17 protein-coding genes are annotated in these 18193 nt (G+C 60.9%); 10 read left to right on the forward strand and 7 right to left on the reverse strand.

Annotated features, from left to right (window positions below):
- The first annotated feature begins 3 nt into the window (after positions 1-3).
- Entirely contained in the window at positions 4-924 is a 921-nt protein-coding gene (gene choX / locus J2W17_RS13050; protein WP_307334378.1) for a choline ABC transporter substrate-binding protein, read from the forward strand.
- A gap of 234 nt (positions 925-1158) precedes the next feature.
- Positions 1159-2727, forward strand: coding sequence for a SulP family inorganic anion transporter (locus tag J2W17_RS13055; protein WP_307334381.1), 1569 nt, complete (start codon positions 1159-1161; stop codon positions 2725-2727).
- Positions 2728-2883: 156 nt separating this feature from the next.
- Here the strand turns inward: J2W17_RS13055 and aroE are convergent, their stop codons facing one another.
- Positions 2884-3705: a shikimate dehydrogenase gene (gene aroE / locus J2W17_RS13060; protein WP_307334384.1), complete on the reverse strand. Its 822-nt coding sequence runs from the start codon at positions 3703-3705 to the stop codon at positions 2884-2886.
- 13 nt (positions 3706-3718) lie between these two features.
- Positions 3719-4633, reverse strand: a complete 915-nt coding sequence (hemF, locus tag J2W17_RS13065) for an oxygen-dependent coproporphyrinogen oxidase (protein WP_307334387.1) — start codon at positions 4631-4633, stop codon at positions 3719-3721.
- A gap of 179 nt (positions 4634-4812) precedes the next feature.
- On the opposite strand from hemF, the gene J2W17_RS13070 reads away from it, so the two are divergent.
- Positions 4813-5790, forward strand: coding sequence for an NADPH:quinone reductase (locus J2W17_RS13070; protein WP_307334390.1), 978 nt, complete (start codon positions 4813-4815; stop codon positions 5788-5790).
- Between the two features lie 111 nt (positions 5791-5901).
- Here the strand turns inward: J2W17_RS13070 and J2W17_RS13075 are convergent, their stop codons facing one another.
- The 3 genes from J2W17_RS13075 to J2W17_RS13085 form a co-directional block, all read right to left on the reverse strand.
- Positions 5902-6459, reverse strand: coding sequence for an L-threonylcarbamoyladenylate synthase (locus tag J2W17_RS13075; RefSeq protein ID WP_307334394.1), 558 nt, complete (start codon positions 6457-6459; stop codon positions 5902-5904).
- A 54-nt stretch (positions 6460-6513) separates the two neighbouring features.
- Entirely contained in the window at positions 6514-7620 is a 1107-nt protein-coding gene (dprA, locus tag J2W17_RS13080) for a DNA-processing protein DprA (RefSeq protein ID WP_307334397.1), read from the reverse strand.
- Between the two features lie 80 nt (positions 7621-7700).
- Positions 7701-8726 carry a LysM peptidoglycan-binding domain-containing protein gene (locus J2W17_RS13085; RefSeq protein WP_307334400.1) on the reverse strand — a complete coding sequence of 342 codons (1026 nt, stop codon included), beginning with the start codon at positions 8724-8726 and terminating at the stop codon, positions 7701-7703.
- Between the two features lie 166 nt (positions 8727-8892).
- Here J2W17_RS13085 and def point away from each other — a divergent pair, with 166 nt between their 5' ends.
- From def to J2W17_RS13110, 5 genes are all read left to right on the forward strand, one after another.
- Complete coding sequence (gene def / locus J2W17_RS13090) at positions 8893-9399, forward strand: peptide deformylase (protein WP_064680548.1); 507 nt, start codon at positions 8893-8895, stop codon at positions 9397-9399.
- A gap of 57 nt (positions 9400-9456) precedes the next feature.
- Positions 9457-10416 (forward strand): methionyl-tRNA formyltransferase, encoded by a 960-nt coding sequence (gene fmt, locus J2W17_RS13095; RefSeq protein ID WP_307334407.1) that lies wholly within the window; start codon positions 9457-9459, stop codon positions 10414-10416.
- Positions 10413-11723 (forward strand): 16S rRNA (cytosine(967)-C(5))-methyltransferase RsmB, encoded by a 1311-nt coding sequence (gene rsmB / locus J2W17_RS13100; protein WP_307334410.1) that lies wholly within the window; start codon positions 10413-10415, stop codon positions 11721-11723. The genes fmt and rsmB overlap by 4 nt, the downstream gene beginning before the upstream one ends.
- A 22-nt stretch (positions 11724-11745) precedes the next feature.
- Positions 11746-13119 carry a Trk system potassium transporter TrkA gene (trkA, locus tag J2W17_RS13105; protein WP_307334413.1) on the forward strand — a complete coding sequence of 458 codons (1374 nt, stop codon included), beginning with the start codon at positions 11746-11748 and terminating at the stop codon, positions 13117-13119.
- 177 nt (positions 13120-13296) lie between these two features.
- Complete coding sequence (locus J2W17_RS13110; RefSeq protein ID WP_307334416.1) at positions 13297-13611, forward strand: tetratricopeptide repeat protein; 315 nt, start codon at positions 13297-13299, stop codon at positions 13609-13611.
- Positions 13612-13618: 7 nt separating this feature from the next.
- Here the strand turns inward: J2W17_RS13110 and J2W17_RS13115 are convergent, their stop codons facing one another.
- Both J2W17_RS13115 and tag read right to left on the reverse strand, forming a co-directional pair.
- Positions 13619-14506, reverse strand: a complete 888-nt coding sequence (locus J2W17_RS13115; RefSeq protein WP_154849514.1) for a lysophospholipid acyltransferase — start codon at positions 14504-14506, stop codon at positions 13619-13621.
- Between the two features lie 40 nt (positions 14507-14546).
- Entirely contained in the window at positions 14547-15104 is a 558-nt protein-coding gene (tag, locus tag J2W17_RS13120) for a DNA-3-methyladenine glycosylase I (protein ID WP_307334420.1), read from the reverse strand.
- Positions 15105-15185: 81 nt separating this feature from the next.
- Between tag and glyQ the strand changes: the two genes are divergently transcribed.
- On the forward strand, positions 15186-16139 hold the full coding sequence (gene glyQ, locus J2W17_RS13125) for a glycine--tRNA ligase subunit alpha (protein ID WP_307334423.1): 954 nt from the start codon (positions 15186-15188) through the stop codon (positions 16137-16139).
- Positions 16136-18190: a glycine--tRNA ligase subunit beta gene (gene glyS / locus J2W17_RS13130; protein WP_307334426.1), complete on the forward strand. Its 2055-nt coding sequence runs from the start codon at positions 16136-16138 to the stop codon at positions 18188-18190. The genes glyQ and glyS overlap by 4 nt, the downstream gene beginning before the upstream one ends.
- The last annotated feature ends 3 nt before the right edge of the window (positions 18191-18193 follow it).

Here is an 18193-nt window from a genome sequence, read left to right on the forward strand (position 1 = left end):
TCCATGCAAAAGTTATCCACAGCACTGACGGTCGGGCTACTGGCGCTGGGCAGTGCCTCGGCGTTCGCCGAGCAAGGCTGCGACACCGTGAAGATGGCCGACCCTGGCTGGAGCGACATTGCCGCGACCAACGCCATCACCGGTTTTCTGCTGGACGGCATGGGCTACAAGGCCAAAGTCGACACCCTTGCGGTGCCGATCACCTTTGGCGGGCTCAAGGATGGTCAGGTTGACGTTTTTCTCGGTAACTGGATGCCAGCGCAACAGGGCTTTTACGATAAGTTCGTGGCCACCGGCGATGTCACTCAACTGGCAAAAAACCTGGAAGGCACCGAGTTCACCCTTGCCGTCCCCGATTACGTCTGGGACGCGGGTGTGCATGACTTTGCCGACCTGAACAAGCACGCCGACAAGTTCGAGAAGAAGATCTATGGCATCGGCTCGGGCGCTCCGGCCAACATCTCCTTGCAGGAAATGATCAAGAAGAACGACTTCGACATGGGTCAATGGAAGCTCGTCGAGTCCAGCGAGCAGGCGATGCTGGCCGAAGTGTCCCGCGCGGTGAAAAAGCAGAAGTTCGTGACCTTCCTTGGCTGGACCCCGCACCCGATGAACGTGCAGCTGAAAATGCATTACCTGAAGGGCGGCGAGAAGTATTTCGGCGACACCGGCAGCGTCTACACCCTGACCCGCAAAGGTTATGCACAGGCCTGCCCGAACGTTGGCAAACTACTCACCAACCTGAGTTTCACCCAGGAGATGGAGAACAGCATCATGGCTGAGGTGGTGAACAAGAAAATCAGCAATGCCGCTGCGGCCAAGGCCTGGATCAAGGCCAATCCGGCGGTGCTGGATAAATGGCTGGATGGGGTGAAGACCGTGGATGGGAAGGATGCCTTGCCGGCCGTGAAAGCCAAGTTGTAAGCATTCCTGACTTCCCTGTGGGAGCGTTGCTGGCTCGCGAAGGGGCCATCAGACCTGGCATTCATGTCGCCTGACACCCCGCATTCGCGAGCAAGCCCGCTCCCACAGGACCGCGCATTTCCCTGTAGGAGCGAGCCGGCTCCCGGCGGCGTTCCGACGATCGATTTTTGCCCTTGCGCCGTAGCCACTGAAACACCACCCTGACGCCTTCTGCAGTCATCACCGAGAGGACCCATGGCCTTCCCCAGCCGCCATTCACTCTTCCCCTTCCTGACATGGCTGCCCCGGCAGACCCGAGCCAGCGTCGGCCGTGACCTGATCGTTGGCCTCAGCGGTGCAATCCTGGCCTTGCCACAATCCATTGCCTACGCCCTGATTGCCGGTCTTCCACCGGAGTATGGCTTGTACGCCGCGATCATCCCGGTGCTGATCGCCTGTCTATGGGGTTCGTCCTGGCATCTGATCTGCGGTCCTACGGCGGCCATCTCCATCGTCCTGTACGCCAGCGTCAGTCCCTTGGCCGTTCCCGCGTCAGAAGACTACGTCACGCTGATATTGGTACTGACGCTGCTCGCCGGCATTTTCCAGTGGCTGTTGGGGTTGCTACGTTTTGGTGCCTTGGTGAATTTCGTTTCACACTCAGTGGTGCTGGGCTTCACTCTCGGCGCGGCAGTGGTGATTGCCATCGGTCAACTGCCGAACCTGCTGGGACTCGACGTGCCCAACCAGGCGACAGCGTTGGACAGCTTCCTGATGCTGTTCAAGCACCTGGGTGAAGTGGATAAACCCTCCCTCGCGTTGGGGCTGGCGACGGTAGCGGTGGGCGTGCTCCTGAAATTGCTGCTGCGCCGCTGGCCGACCCTGTTGATCACCCTGATCCTGAGCGGGCTGCTGGTCTGGCTCTGGCCAGCCATGTTCGGTCACGTGAAGTTGGTCAGCGCATTCGTCGGACGCCTGCCGCCCTTCAGCCCGTTGCCGCTGGACCTGGACCTGATCCTGCGCCTGCTGCCCAGCGCGGTGGCAGTCGGAATGCTCGCCTTGGTGACGAGTCTTTCGATTGCCCGCTCCTTGTCGGCCCGTTCGCAGCAACTGCTCGATGCCAATCAGGAAGTCCGCGCCCAGGGATTATCGAACATGGTGGGGGCGTTCTTTTCCGGCTCGCTGTCAGCCGGCTCTTTCACCCGCTCGGGCCTGAGCTACGAGGCCGGCGCCTGCTCGCCGCTGGCCGGGGTTTTTTCGGCGCTATGGGTGGCGCTGTTTGCCGTCTTCGGCGCGAACCTGATCGCGCATATCCCCATCCCGGCCATGGCCGGCAGCATTCTGTTGATCGCCTGGGGTCTGGTGGACCATCGCGGGATACGCGCATTGTTGCGGGTCAGCCGCGCGGAGTTTCTGGTCATGGCGCTGACCTGTATCGCCACGCTGCTGCTGGAACTGCAGACGGCGATCTATGCCGGTGTTCTGGCTTCGCTGTTTTTCTACCTCAAACGCACTTCGCAGCCGCGGGTGCAGCATTGGCGCGACGGGGATGAAGACATTCTGCGGGTCGGCGGGTCGATCTTTTTCGGCGCCAGCCATTACCTCCAGGTGCGCCTGCAGCGGATGCACGGCGTGCGTGTAGTGATCGAGGCGCAGCAGATCAACTTCATCGACTATTCGGGTGTGGAAATGCTGCACCAGGAGGCGCGGCGGCTGTTACAACAGGATCGAAGCCTGACCCTGCGTGGGGCGCGACCACCGGTGGTGGAGGAGTTGAGAAAACTGGAAGGCGCGGAGAAATGCCCGATCCGGTTTGAGGATTGAAAGACCGCTCGCTCCTATGGGGATTGGGGCGAACATAAATTGCGTGCCCGACGGCGATCAAAATGTAGGAGCTGGCTTGCCAGCGAAAGCGATCTATCAGTTAATACAGATGTCGACTGATAGATCGCCTTCGCTGGCAAGCCAGCTCCTACAGGGTTACCCGGCGAGTTGGCGGCGGAGTTCGGCCAGCACCGGCGCCGTGTCCGGCCGCACACCACGCCACAGAAAGAAGGCTTCCGCTGCCTGTTCAGCGAGCATCCCCAAGCCATCCATCGCCACCGCCGCGCCATGCTCACTGGCCCAGCGGCAAAACGAGGTCGGTTCCTTGCCGTACATCATGTCATAGCAAACCGTCTTGCCCGGCTCGATCAAACTGCTGGCAATCGGTGGTACATCGCCCGAGAGGCTCGCAGACGTTGCGTTGATGATCAGGTCCACCGGCTCCTGCAACCAATCGAAACCACTGGCCGACACCGGTCCGAGATCAGCGAACAGTTCCGCCAGCAACTCGGCTTTTTCCACCGTGCGATTGGCGATGATCACCGATGCGGGCTGTTCGGCCAGCAACGGCTCCAGCGCACCGCGCACCGCGCCACCGGCACCCAGCAGCAGGATACGTTTGCCCTTGAGACTGAACCCGGCATTGACTGTCAGGTCCCGCACCAGTCCGGCGCCATCGGTGTTGTCACCCAACAGAGTGCCATCAGCCAGTTTGCTCAGGGTGTTCACCGCGCCGGCCCGTTGCGCCCGCTCCGTCAGGCTGTTCGCCAGGCGATAGGCGTCTTCCTTGAACGGCACCGTCACATTCGCCCCGCGACCTTCGCGGAAAAATGCCTGGGCGCAGCCGGAAAAGTCGTCGAGTGGCGCCAGCAAGGTGCCGTAGTCGAGTTTCTGCGCCGTCTGCTCGGCGAACAGACGGTGGATCAATGGCGACTTGCTGTGGCCAATCGGGTTACCGAATACAACGTAGCGATCCATCAGTATTCCTCGTTCAGGCGTTCGCCAACCAATCGCGGTCTTGCAGGAAGTATTCGGTCAGGCGCGCTTCTTCGCTGCCTGGCTCGGCTTTCCAGTCATAAGCCCAGCGAACCTTCGGCGGCAGGGACATCAGGATCGATTCGGTGCGTCCACCCGACTGCAGGCCGAAGAGCGTACCGCGGTCGTAGACCAGGTTGAATTCGACGTAACGGCCACGCCGGAACTCCTGGAATTCGCGCTGTTTTGCACTGAACGCAGTGTTTTTTCGGCGCTGCACGATCGGCAGGTACGCGTCGATGAATGCATCACCAATGGCGCGCATAAAGGCGAAGCTGGTGTCGAAATCCCACTCGTTCAGGTCATCGAAGAACAGACCGCCGATACCCCGTGGCTCGTGGCGATGCTTGATATGAAAGTAGCTGTCACACCAGGCCTTGTAGCGCGAATAAACGTCCGGACCGAACGGCGCGCAGGCCTGCTCGGCGACGCGGTGCCAGTGCACGCAGTCGTCTTCATTGCCGTAATAAGGCGTCAGGTCGAAGCCGCCGCCGAACCACCAGACCGGTTCTTCACCTTCTTTTTCAGCGATGAAAAAGCGCACGTTGGCGTGGGAGGTCGGCACATGCGGGTTGTGCGGGTGGATCACCAGCGATACGCCCAGGGCCTGGAAGCCACGGCCTGCCAGTTCTGGTCGATGGGCGCTGGCGGACGGTGGGAGACCGCTACCGAAGACGTGGGAAAAATTGACGCCGCCTTTTTCGATGACCGTGCCATTTTCGATGACCCGGGTACGACCGCCACCGCCGGCAGGCCGGGTCCAGGCATCTTCGACGAAATGTGCACCGCCGTCTTCGGCTTCCAGCGCAGCGCAAATGCGGTCTTGCAGGTCGAGCAGGTAGGCTTTTACGGCCTCGGTGCGGGTCGTCATGTCATCACCTTGAATCGGGCAAAGCTACGCGGCGCTCCATCGGAGCAGGGGCCGGCGCAAATGGGCGCGTAGCATAACATCGCAGGTGCCCCCTTCGCAGTTGACGAAGATCAAGCTTGGGCGTTGGATAGGGCGCTTGACGCAACAATTCCAGAAGCCAAGACCCAAGGAGAGTTCTGATGGCAAAGCGTATCCAGTTCCGCGCCCATGGCGGCCCCGAAGTACTCGAGTATGTCGATTACCAACCCGCAGAGCCCGGGCCGCAGCAGGTTCGCGTGAGCAACAAGGCCATCGGCCTGAACTTCATCGACACCTATTATCGCAGCGGTCTTTATCCGCCACCGTCCCTGCCATCGGGCCTGGGCTCCGAAGGCGCGGGTGTGGTCGAGGCGGTGGGCAGCGAAGTCACCCGGTTCAAGGTCGGTGATCGCGTCGCTTACGGCAGCGGCCCGCTAGGTGCCTACAGCGACGTTCATGTATTGCCCCAAGCCAATCTGGTGCATCTGCCAGATGCGATCAGCTTTGAACAGGCTGCTGGCGTGATGCTCAAGGGCCTGACCGTGCAGTACCTGCTGCGCCAGACCTACGAACTCAAGGGCGGCGAAACCATTTTGTTCCACGCGGCGGCTGGTGGTGTCGGCTCTTTGGCGTGCCAATGGGCCAAGGCCTTGGGCGTGAAGTTGATCGGCACGGTGAGTTCCCCGCAGAAAGCCGCTCTGGCCAAAGCCAACGGCGCCTGGGCCACCATCGACTACAGCCACGAAAACGTCGCGCAACGGGTGTTGGAATTGACTGACGGCAAAAAAGTCCCGGTGGTGTACGACGGCGTCGGCAAGGACACCTGGCTGACTTCGCTCGACAGCGTTGCTCCACGTGGCCTGGTGGTGAGCTTTGGCAATGCGTCAGGCGCGGTGGACGGGGTGAACCTGGGAATTCTGTCGGCGAAGGGCTCGCTGTATGTGACCCGGCCGACCCTGGCGACCTACGCCAATACTGCGCAAAACCTGCAGCGCATGGCGGATGAACTGTTTGAGATGATCATCAGCGGCAAGTTGAAGGTGGACATCAGCCAGAAGTATCCGTTGGCTGAGGCGGCGAAGGCGCAGACCGAGTTGTCGGCGCGGCGTACGACAGGTTCAACAGTGCTGTTGCCTTGAGGGCCTCTTCGCCGGCAAGCCAGCTCCTACAGGAACCAGGTCGCTCACATGTTCTGTGTACGACTCGGACCGGTAGGAGCTGGCTTGCCAGCGAAGAACGATAACGCGGTCTTAATCCGGGCGAATAACATTTCCAGTCGCCACGTCTCGAATAACGCTCGGATTCTTGCGCCCTCCCAGATTCCCACCCAGAATCAGATCAAGCTGCCCCCGGAAATACTGCTCGATACGAATCCGCGTCCGCGCCGCCGGCCGCCCCTGAGGATTGGCCGAAGTGGACACCAGCGGCCCCACCAACGCGCACAAATCCCGCACCTGCGGATGATCGCTCACCCGTAGCGCCACCGTTTCGTGAACACCCGTGATCCACTGCGGCAACATATTCTGATGCGGCACCAGCCATGTATTCGGTCCCGGCCAGGTGCTGGCCATGCGGTCCATCCACAATTCCGGGAAGTCTTCGAAAAGAAAGTCGAACTGGCGGATGTTATCGGCGACCAATATCAGACCTTTCTCCACAGACCGTCCCTTGATCAGCAGCAGACGGTCGACCGCTGCTTCGTCCCAAGGGTCGCAACCCAGGCCCCAGACCGCTTCGGTTGGATAGGCAATCACCGCGCCCGCGCGAACGGCTCGTGCGGCTTGTTGCACACGCCAACTATTGACCATGAAAAACTCTCCGGAATAAGGCTCTGCGCAGTTTACCTTTCTTCATTATAAAACCTAGCTCACCCGCGCAAACCAGCGCCCGTTTTCGCAAACCGCACGGCCCTCCATTTCCAGTTCCGTCAGCGCCACCAGCACTGTCGGCAAAGCCCAGCCGCTGGCGTCTGCCAGCGCCTCGCTGGTGTGGGGCGCTGCGTGGAGCAGCATAAGCAGTGGATGTACTGCAGCAGGCGAGGGCGTCTCGGTGGATAAGGGCAACCGTTGCCAGCCGCGCAAGGCTTCGAGTATATGCTCGATGGTTTCCACCAGCACCGCGCCGTCGCGGATCAATTGATGACAACCGCGGGCGCCGGGATGATGAATCGACCCGGGAATCGCATAGACCTCTCGACCTTGCTCTGCCGCCAGCCTCGCGGTGATCAACGAACCGCTGGCGACACTTGCCTCCACCACCAGTACCCCGAGGGACAAACCGCTTATGATCCGATTGCGCCGCGGGAAGTTGCTGGCGCTGGGACCGGCGTCCAGCGGGAACTCCGAAAGCACCGCGCTGCCCGATGCAATCATCGCTTCAGCCAACCGTCGATTGCGCTGTGGATAAAACTTTTCAAGTCCCGTGCCAAGTACCCCGACCGTTCGCCCGCCCACATCCATTGCCGCCTGATGCGCAGCGGCATCGATGCCCAGCGCCAGACCGCTGGTGATAACAAACCCGGCGCTCGCCAAGCTGCGGGAAAATGCGGCGGCAGTGTCCATGCCCGGCCGGGAAGCGCGACGACTGCCGACCATCGCCAGTTGCGGTTTTTCCAGAATTCCCGGATCGCCTGCGACGAATAACAGCGGCGGCGCATCGCTGATTTCAGCGAGCAACGCCGGGTAGTCGGGCTGGTCCCACATCAGTAAATGCTGGCCCGAACGCTCTAGCCAGGCCAATGCATGACTGGCGCCGTCGCGAATTTCACTGGCGCGCCTGGCCTCCGAGCAGGCAAGAGGCAGGCCCAGCGCACGCCAGGCACTGGCTGGCGCGCTGATGGCTTTAGACGCCGAACCGAAAGCCTCGAGCAATTTCTTGAAACGCGCAGGGCCCAGTTCCGGCAAACGATGCAGACGTAATCGAGCTTCCAGTTCCGCGGGGGAAACCGGTGAAACACCAGGTAGCGACATGGATCATCCTTGATCGTTATAGGCCCCTTTCAAAGGGGAACAAGCTGTGGATAACTCTGTTGGTAACTTGTGAAGCCTGCTTACGGATTTCGCACTTTATCCATCACCGCCAGCGAGCGGGAAGCGTTGAGCACCAGCCCGTAACTGAGCTTGTCGTAAGTGCGGAACACCATCAGCAGACCTGCACGTTCATCAGGAATCTTCACCGGTTGACCGGTGATCCGGTCCCGTACCGTTTCGCCGGTTTTCATCACGACCAGCACGTTACCCTCGGCGAGACCATCACGCTGGCCCTTGTTGAGCGTGACCACATCCAGTGCGCCGATCTGGGTAACCCCGCGTGGCACGTCGATGATCAAGCCATTGATTTCGGTTTTTGGCGAACCGGGCATGAAGGTCGAGTTGATGGATCGCTCCTCGCTGCTGAACAAGCGATCGCCGAGCCGAACTTCCTGCGTAGTGCGTTGCAGCGCCAGGGTGGCGACGTCGCCTTCGGTGGCCACAATTTCGCCACCGCCGATATCGTCGGCATTGATCCCCAGGAACTCCTTGCTCTCGGGGTCGGTATAGACCTTGCCCTGACGGAAGATCCCATAGACCGGCTGATCCGGATCGAAGTTGCCGCGAGCGAAAATGCGATCACCTGTGCCACTGAGCACCCGCTCGGCATCGCCTGCGACGATATACGGCGCCTTGTCGAAGTCCTCGACCTTGTCGACGATGCGGTTGCTCAGCAGAAAGCTGTTGATCGCTTGCAGTGGAATGCTCGGGATGGCGTCGGCCACCGGGCTGCTGCGGATACGTGGCGAGAGCTTGATGGTGCCCCGGGAAGCACCGCGATTGAGGGTCAGCCGCGGCTGGCCGTTGATATAGACCAGCGACAACGTATCGCCGGGATAGATCAGATTGGGGTTTTCGATCTGCGGATTGGCCTGCCAGAGCTCGGGCCATTTCCACGGTTCACGCAGGTATTTTCCCGATATGTCCCAGAGTGTGTCCCCCGTGACAACCGTGTATTGCTGTGGAAAACCTTCCCTGAGTTGCACTTGCCCGTGCGCAAAACCGGCCGAGGCCAGAAGGAGCAAGGCGAGTAGTGATTTCCTCATGCGGTGAATCCCTTTATTATGTGCGTTCGCGTGAAACGCCAGAGCCCTCGTGGCTCGCTTCCGGCTTGCTTATGCAAGGGAGCTACGTTTTACAACGGTAGCCGGCATCTTCGGACCCGCCAGGCCATCGACCCGACTTTACCTCACACGTGCAGCAATTGAGCTTATGGCCATTTTAGACATCCTCGAATTCCCCGATTCGCGCCTGCGCACTATCGCCAAACCAGTGGCCGTAGTGGACGACGAAGTGCGTCAATTGGTCGACGATATGTTTGAAACAATGTATGAAGCGCCAGGCATCGGCCTCGCCGCGACCCAGGTCAACGTGCATAAACGTATCGTCGTCATGGACCTCTCCGAAGACCGCAGCGAACCGCGGGTGTTCATCAACCCCGAGTTCGAAACCCTGACCGACGAGATGGAACAGTATCAGGAAGGGTGCCTGTCGGTGCCGGGCTTCTACGAAAATGTCGATCGTCCGCAGAAGGTCAAGGTCAAGGCCCTGGACCGCGACGGCCAGCCTTACGAACTGATTGCCGAAGGCCTGCTCGCCGTGTGCATCCAGCATGAATGCGACCACCTCAACGGCAAATTGTTCGTCGATTACCTGTCCACGCTCAAACGCGACCGAATCAAGAAAAAACTGGAAAAGCTTCATCGCCAGAACGCTTGATGCCCTTCTTTCAAAGGCTTGCTGCGGCAAGCCTTTTTCTTTTCAGAGATCGCTCCCATGACTGAGCCACTGCGCATTGTCTTTGCCGGCACCCCGGAATTCGCCGCCGAACACCTCAGGGCCCTGCTCGACAGCCCTTACGAGATCGTCGCGGTCTACACCCAGCCGGACCGTCCGGCGGGCCGTGGTCAAAAGCTGATGCCAAGCCCGGTCAAACAGCTGGCTCTGGAACACAACCTCCCGGTGCTACAGCCGCCGACCCTGCGCAATGAAGACGCCCAGGCCGAACTGGCCGCGCTGAAACCGGATTTGCTGGTGGTGGTCGCCTACGGCCTGATCCTGCCGCAAACAGTGCTGGATATTCCGCGCCTGGGTTGTATCAATAGCCACGCTTCCCTGCTGCCACGCTGGCGAGGTGCGGCACCGATCCAGCGCGCCGTCGAAGCCGGCGACAGTGAAAGCGGCGTGACCGTGATGCGCATGGAAGCCGGACTCGATACTGGGCCGATGCTGCTCAAAGTCACTACCCCGATCACCGGTGAAGACACCGGCGGCAGCTTGCACGACCGGCTGGCGAAAATGGGCCCATCCGCCGTGGTCCAGGCGATTGCCGGCCTCGCCGCTGGTACGCAGGAAGGTGAAGTGCAGGACGACAGCCTCGCCACTTACGCGCACAAATTGAACAAGGACGAAGCGCGCATCGACTGGAGTCGTCCGGCGGTTGAGCTGGAACGCCTGGTTCGCGCCTTCAATCCGTGGCCGATCTGCCACAGCACGCTCAATGGTGAGGCCCTGAAAGTCCTGGCTGCAAGCCTGGCTGAAGGGCAGGGCGCCCCGGGTGAAATCCTCGGCGCCAGCAAGGATGGCTTGATCGTCGCCTGCGGCGATCAGGCGCTGTGTCTGTCCCGTCTGCAATTGCCCGGCGGCAAAGCGCTGAACTTCAGCGACTTGTTCAACAGCCGTCGTGAGAAGTTCGCCGTCGGCACCGTCTTGGGTCAAGCGGCGGACGCTCAATGAACCCGCGTCTTGCCGCCGCCAAGGCACTGGCTGCAGTTCTTAACGGAAAAGCCTCACTCAACAGTTCTCTGCCGACACAAATGGACAAGGTCGAAGACCGTGATCGCGGCTTCACCCAGGACCTGGCGTTCGGCACCGCCCGCTGGCAGCCGCGTTTGTCGGCGCTGGCGGCAAAGTTGTTACAGAAACCGTTCAAGGCAGCCGACGCCGATGTCGAGGCGTTGCTGCTGGTCGGTCTCTATCAGTTGCTCTATACCCGGGTTCCGGCTCACGCGGCCATTGGCGAAACCGTCGGGTGCGCCGACAAGTTGAAAAAACCCTGGGCCAAGGCGCTGCTGAATGCTGTTTTACGCCGCGCCCAGCGGGAAAGCGAAGCGTTGCTTGCTGAACTGGAACACGATCCAGTGGTGCGCACCGCTCACCCGCGCTGGCTGCAAAAATCCCTCAAGGCCTTTTGGCCTGATCAGTGGGAAGCCATTTGTGCGGCAAACAATGCGCATCCACCAATGATTCTGCGGGTCAACCGTCGCCATCACGCGCGCGACGCCTACCTTGGGCTGCTGAGCGAAGACGGCATCGCTGCCACGCCGTGCGTCTATAGTCAGGATGGCATCATCCTCGACGCCGCAGCCGACGTGCGCAGCCTGCCAGGTTTTGCCGAAGGCTGGATCAGCGTGCAGGACGAGGCGGCGCAACTGGCCGCCGATCTGCTCGACCTGGCGCCGGGCCAACGGGTGCTGGATGCCTGCTGCGCCCCGGGCGGCAAGACCTGCCACATCCTTGAAGTCGAGCCCGAACTGGCTGGCGTAGTGGGCGTTGATCTGGAAGCCAAGCGCCTGGTGCGGGTACGCGAGAACCTCGCACGCCTGGGCCTGAGCGCGGAACTGATCGCTGCCGACGGCCGCGACACTACAACTTGGTGGGATGGCAAACCCTTTCAGCGCATTCTGCTGGACGCGCCATGCTCGGCCACTGGTGTGATCCGTCGTCACCCGGACATCAAGTTGACCCGCCAGCCCGATGATATCGCCGCATTGGCGGTGCTTCAGGGTGAGTTGCTGGACGCCATGTGGATAACCCTGGAAGTGGGCGGCATCCTGCTTTACGCCACCTGTTCCACGTTACCGACCGAGAACACCGAAGTCATCGAGGCCTTCCTCGCTCGCACGCCGGGCGCTCGTGAACTGGATATCGCCAGTCAGGCCGGCATCAAGCAGCCCCATGGTCGCCAGTTGCTGGCCCAGGAAGGCGGCCATGACGGGTTCTATTACGCCAAGCTGATCAAGATCGCCGCCGCACGCGGTTAACCGGGTTTAAGGGAGTGACTGGATGAAAATCATCATCCTCGGCGCAGGGCAGGTCGGCGGTTCGCTGGCGGAACACTTGGCCAGCGAAGCCAATGACATCACCGTAGTCGACACCGACGGCGATCGCCTGCGCGACCTCGGCGACCGATTGGACATCCGCACGGTGCAGGGCCGCGGCTCGCTCCCGACCGTGCTGCGCCAGGCTGGCGCGGATGACGCCGACATGTTGGTGGCCGTGACCAGCAGCGATGAAACCAACATGGTGGCTTGTCAGGTCGCTCACACCCTGTTCCACACGCCGACCAAAATCGCCCGGGTCCGCGAAGCGGCCTACCTGACGCGCAATGATCTGTTCGACAACGAAGCGATTCCGGTGGACGTGCTGATCAGTCCGGAGCAAGTGGTCACCAACTACATCAAGCGCCTGATCCAGCATCCAGGCGCATTGCAGGTGATCGATTTTGCCGAGGGCAAAGCCCAGCTAGTGGCCGTCAAGGCTTACTACGGTGGTCCGCTGGTGGGCCAGCAACTGCGGCAATTGCGCGAGCACATGCCGAATGTCGAAACCCGGGTCGCGGCAATTTTCCGCCGTGACCGACCCATCCTGCCCCAGGGCGATACGGTGATCGAGGCGGACGACGAAGTCTTTTTCATCGCGGCCAAGGCGAACATTCGCGCGGTGATGAGTGAAATGCGCCGTCTCGATGAGAGTTACAAGCGCATTGTCATCGCTGGCGGCGGGCAGATCGGTGAGCGCCTGGCGGAGGCCATCGAAAGCCGCTACCAGGTGAAGATCATCGAGATGAGCCCGACGCGCTGCCGCCATCTGTCGGACACCCTCGACAGTACCGTGGTGCTGCAGGGCAGCGCTTCGGATCGGGATCTGCTGATGGAAGAGAACATTGCCGACGCCGATCTGTTCCTCGCCCTGACCAACGACGACGAGGCCAACATCATGTCGTCATTGCTGGCCAAGCGCCTGGGCGCGAAGAAGGTGATGACGATCATCAACAACCCGGCGTATGTCGACCTGATCCAGGGCGGGGACATCGACATCGCGATCAGCCCGCAACTGGCGACCATCGGCACGTTGCTGGCCCACGTGCGGCGCGGCGATATCGTCAGCGTGCACTCATTGCGTCGCGGGGCGGCGGAGGCCATCGAGGCCATTGCCCACGGCGATGCGAAGTCGAGCAAGGTCATAGGTAAATCCATCGAGAACATCGGCCTGCCGCCAGGCACCACCATCGGCGCAATCATCCGTGACGAAGAAGTGATCATCGCCCACGACGACACCGTGATCGCGGCGGGCGATCATGTGATTCTGTTCCTTGTGGATAAGAAGCATATCCGGGATGTGGAGAAGCTGTTTCATGTGGGACTCAGCTTCTTCTGATCAGGGATTTGCGGTGGCCGGGCGGGCCTCTTCGCCGGCAAGCCGGTCTCGCTCCCACAATGAGTTTTTGCCGTACATATGCGTTCACTAAGGATCTACTGTGGGAGCGAGCCTGCTCGCGAAAGCTATCTTTCAGCGAAACGTCCCTTCCTGATTCTCCTCAACAAGGAATCCACCATGCTCGAATCCCTGGAAAAAATGCTCGCCAAGGGTGTGGATAACGCCTTGCTGCGCTTCGGCCTGGGCAAGGGTTACCTGGATCTCGGGGAGAACGCCAAGGCCGCCGAACATTTCCAGCGTTGTGTCGAATTCGATCCGAAGTATTCGGCAGCGTGGAAATTATTGGGCAAGGCCCATCTGGCGCTGGCGGATTATCCGGCCGCGCGCCAGGCCTGGGAACAAGGCCTGGCAGCCGCCCGCGTCCATGGCGACAAGCAGGCGGAAAAGGAAATGACGGTGTTCCTGAAGAAGCTCGAGCGTCAGGCGCACTGATCAGAGGTCAATACCAACGCTCTTCACCCGGCGGACGCTTCTTGAAGCGCTTCATGCTCCACATGTACTGGCTTGGATAAGCCCGGACATAGCGCTCGACCACCTGACTCATGGCCGCACAGGAGGTCTCGGTGTCGGTGCTGTACATGGCTTCCGGCGCGGCTTCGAGAATCACCTTGTAACCCGAACCGTCCGGCAGCCGCAGGGCATGCAGGAACACGCCGACCGCTTTGCCACCGGCGAGCATGTTCGGGACGAATTTGCTGGTCAGTGCCTGAGTAGCGAAAAACGGCACGAAGATCCCGGCCGATTCGGCGGGTTCCGGATCGGCGGGAATCCCTACCGCCCCGCCTTTGCGCACTTCCTTGATCACGCTGAGGATGCCTTCCTTGGTGGACGCGGCAACACGATTACCCAACTGCACCCGCTGCTTGCGCAGCAAATCATCCACCGCCTTCAGCTTGGGCGGACGATAGAAAATGATCGGTTTGCACTGATTGCAATAGAAGTGGTTCAACACCTCCCAGTTGCCCAGATGGCTGGTGATACCGACGACACCTTTGCCGGAGGCGAGGGCGTCCTTCAATACGTCGAGACCCTCGACTTCACGTACCAGATCGATCGAGCGCTGAGCCGGCCAGATCCAGGCGCAGGCGCTTTCGGTCAGGGACTTGCCGATATCTCTCAGACTCTGGCCGACCAGCCGCTCCCGTTCAGCCGGATCCATGTCGGGAAAGCACTTGGCAAGATTGATCCGCACCACGTCGCGGGAACGGTTGGGGGTTTTCCACATGACCCAGCCAATGGCCGAGCCGACGGCCTGCACGGCCCGCCACGGGAGCAGGGCAAACAGCCGCAGAGCGCCAACCAGCATGGCGCCTTTAAACTTTTCCACAGGTCACTCCTGATCTTGTGCTGTGCGCGAGGCGGCCATTCTAACCGCCGTTCACCAAACTCACGTAGCGATCGCAATCCCGGGTGTGGTCCATGACCATGCCCGAAGCTTGCATCAGCGCGTAGCAAATGGTCGGGCCGACGAACGTGAAACCAGCCTTTTTCAGGCCTTTGCTCATCTCAACGGCGGTCGGCGTCACGGCCGGCACTTCGGTTCGATCCTTGAAATGATTGATCACCGGCGTGCCACCGACGAACGACCAGAGAAACGCCACCGGGTCCTCCAGCGCCAGCCAGGCCTGGGCATTGCGTCGGGCCGCGTTGAGTTTGAGGCGATTGCGGATAATCCCCGGATCGAGCATCAATTGATCGATTTCCGCGTCGCTCATCTGCGCTACGCGCTGGACATCGAAGCCGAACAATACCTCGCGATAACGCTCGCGTTTACGCAACACCGTGATCCAGGACAGGCCGGCCTGGAACCCTTCGAGCAAAAGCAACTCGAATAATCCCTGCGCATCGCGTAGCGGCGTACCCCACTCCTGATCGTGATAAGCCATGTACAGCGGATCTTCGGAACACCAAAAGCAGCGTGGCATAAGGCTCCAGGGGGCGTGCGCAGGACCGAATCGGGTATACTCCCGCTCTTTAAATCGCAGCCCAAGAAACAGGTGAATTTCGTGAGCCAGCCTACGCCAGCCGTGCGTACCTTCCAAGACTTGATCCTCGCCCTCCAGCAATACTGGGCCGAGCAAGGTTGTGTGGTACTTCAGCCCTACGATATGGAAGTAGGCGCCGGCACTTTCCACACTGCCACGTTCCTGCGCGCCATCGGCCCGGAAACCTGGAACGCCGCTTATGTGCAGCCCAGTCGTCGCCCGACTGACGGCCGCTACGGCGAAAACCCCAACCGTCTGCAGCACTACTACCAGTTCCAGGTGGTGTTGAAGCCCAATCCGGACAACTTCCAGGAACTGTACCTGGGCTCCCTCAAGCACGTCGGCCTGGACCCGTTGGTCCACGACATCCGCTTCGTCGAAGACAACTGGGAATCGCCGACCCTGGGCGCCTGGGGTCTGGGCTGGGAAGTCTGGCTCAATGGCATGGAAGTGACTCAGTTCACCTACTTCCAGCAGGCGGGCGGCATCGAGTGCTACCCGGTGACCGGCGAGATCACCTATGGTCTTGAGCGCCTGGCCATGTACCTGCAAGGTGTCGACTCGGTCTACGACCTGGTCTGGACTGACGGTCCGTTTGGCAAAGTGACCTACGGCGACGTGTTCCACCAGAACGAAGTGGAGCAGTCGACCTACAACTTCGAACACGCCAACGTCGAGAAGCTGTTCGAACTGTTCGATTTCTACGAAAGCGAAGCCAAGCGCCTGATCGAACTCGAGCAGCCGCTGCCGTTGCCGAGCTACGAGATGGTGCTCAAGGCATCCCACACGTTCAACCTGCTGGATGCGCGCCGGGCGATTTCCGTGACTGCGCGTCAGCAATACATTCTGCGTGTACGCACCCTGGCGCGTTCCGTTGCGCAAGCCTACCTGCTGGCTCGCGCCAAACTGGGCTTCCCGATGGCGACCCCGGACCTGCGTGATGAAGTATTGGCCAAGCTGGAGGCTGCACAATGAGTGCTCAAGATTTTCTGGTTGAACTGGGCACCGAAGAACTGCCACCCAAAGCCCTGAACACCCTGGCCGATGCGTTCCTGGCCGGTATCGACAAGGGCCTGCAAGCCGCCGGCCTGAACTACGAGACCAAAACCGTCTACGCCGCACCGCGTCGTCTGGCTGTGCTGATCACCTCGCTGGCGACCCATCAGCCAGATCGCAGCATCAACCTCGACGGCCCGCCACGCCAGGCCGCGTTCGATGCCGAAGGCAATCCGACTCAAGCGGCATTGGGTTTCGCCAAGAAGTGCGGCGTCGACCTGAGCGAAATCGATCAGAGCGGCCCTAAACTGCGCTACAGCCAAAGCATCGCCGGCAAGCCGACCGCGAGCCTGCTGCCGACCATCGTCGAAGATTCCCTGAACGACCTGCCGATTCCAAAGCGCATGCGCTGGGGCGCCCGCAAGGAAGAGTTCGTGCGTCCGACCCAGTGGCTGGTGATGTTGCTCGGTGACCAGGTCATCGACTGCACCATTCTCGCCCAGACGGCCGGCCGTGATTCCCGTGGTCACCGCTTCCATCATCCGCAAAGCGTGCGCATCACCTCGCCAGCCAACTATTTGAGCGACCTGCGAGCCGCTTACGTGCTGGCCGATGCCAACGAGCGTCGCGAGCTGATCAGCAAGCGCACAGAAGAACTGGCGACCAGGCAGGAAGGTACTGCTATCGTTCCGCCCGCCTTGCTCGACGAAGTGACCGCGCTGGTTGAATGGCCGGTACCGCTGGTGTGCTCGTTCGAGGAACGTTTCCTCGACGTGCCGCAAGAAGCGCTGATCACCACCATGCAGGACAACCAGAAATACTTCTGCCTGCTGGATGCCGACGGCAAGTTGCTGCCACGCTTCATTACCGTGGCCAACATCGAAAGCAAAGACCCGCAGCAGATCATCGCCGGTAACGAGAAAGTGGTGCGCCCACGCCTGACCGACGCCGAGTTCTTCTTCAAGCAAGACAAGAAGCAGAAACTCGAAGACTTCAACCTGCGCCTGCAAAACGTGGTGTTCCAGGAAAAACTCGGCAGCGTCTACGACAAGGCCGAGCGCGTTTCCAGACTGGCCGCGTTCATCGCGCAGCGCATCGGCGGCAACGCAGCCTGGGCCTCCCGTGCCGGCCTGCTGTCCAAGTGCGACCTGGCGACCGAGATGGTCGGTGAGTTCCCGGAGATGCAAGGTGTCGCCGGTTACTACTACGCCCTGAACGACGGCGAGCCGGAAGAAGTCGCCCTGGCGCTGAACGAGCAATACATGCCCCGCGGTGCCGGTGCTGAATTGCCGACGACCCTGACCGGTGCGGCCGTGGCTATCGCTGACAAGCTCGACACCCTGGTGGGCATTTTCGGCATCGGCATGCTGCCGACCGGTAGCAAAGACCCATACGCCTTGCGCCGTGCCGCGCTGGGTGTGTTGCGGATCCTGATCGACAAGAAGCTCGAGCTCGACCTGAACGACGCCGTGGCCTTCGCAGTGAATGCATTCGGTACCAAGGTCAAGGTGGCCGGCCTCAATGACTCGGTTCTGGAATTCATCTTCGACCGTCTGCGTGCCCGTTACGAAGACGAGGGTGTCGATGTCGGGACTTACCTGTCGGTACGTGCCCTCAAGCCGGGTTCGGCGCTGGACTTCGATCAGCGCGTCCAGGCGGTAGAGGCCTTCCGCAAACTGCCGGAAGCTGCTGCCCTCGCGGCGGTGAACAAGCGCGTTTCGAACCTGCTGAGCAAGGTGGAGGGCTCGGTTCCTGCGGTCGTGGAAGCCAAGTACTTCGACAATGCCAACGAGTTCTCCCTGTATTCGGCGATCCAGCAGGCGGACCAGGCTGTGCAGCCGATGGCCGCGGCGCGTCAGTACAGCGAATCCCTGGCCCGCCTGGCCGCCTTGCGCGAGCCGGTGGACGCGTTCTTCGAAGCCGTGATGGTCAATGCCGACGATGCCAGGGTGCGCGCCAACCGTTATGCGTTGCTGGCGCGTCTGCGCGGACTGTTCCTCGGTGTCGCCGACATTTCGCTGCTGGGCTGAGGG

Source organism: Pseudomonas lini, from assembly GCF_030812475.1.
In the GTDB taxonomy this organism is placed as follows: Bacteria; Pseudomonadota; Gammaproteobacteria; order Pseudomonadales; family Pseudomonadaceae; genus Aquipseudomonas; species Aquipseudomonas lini_A.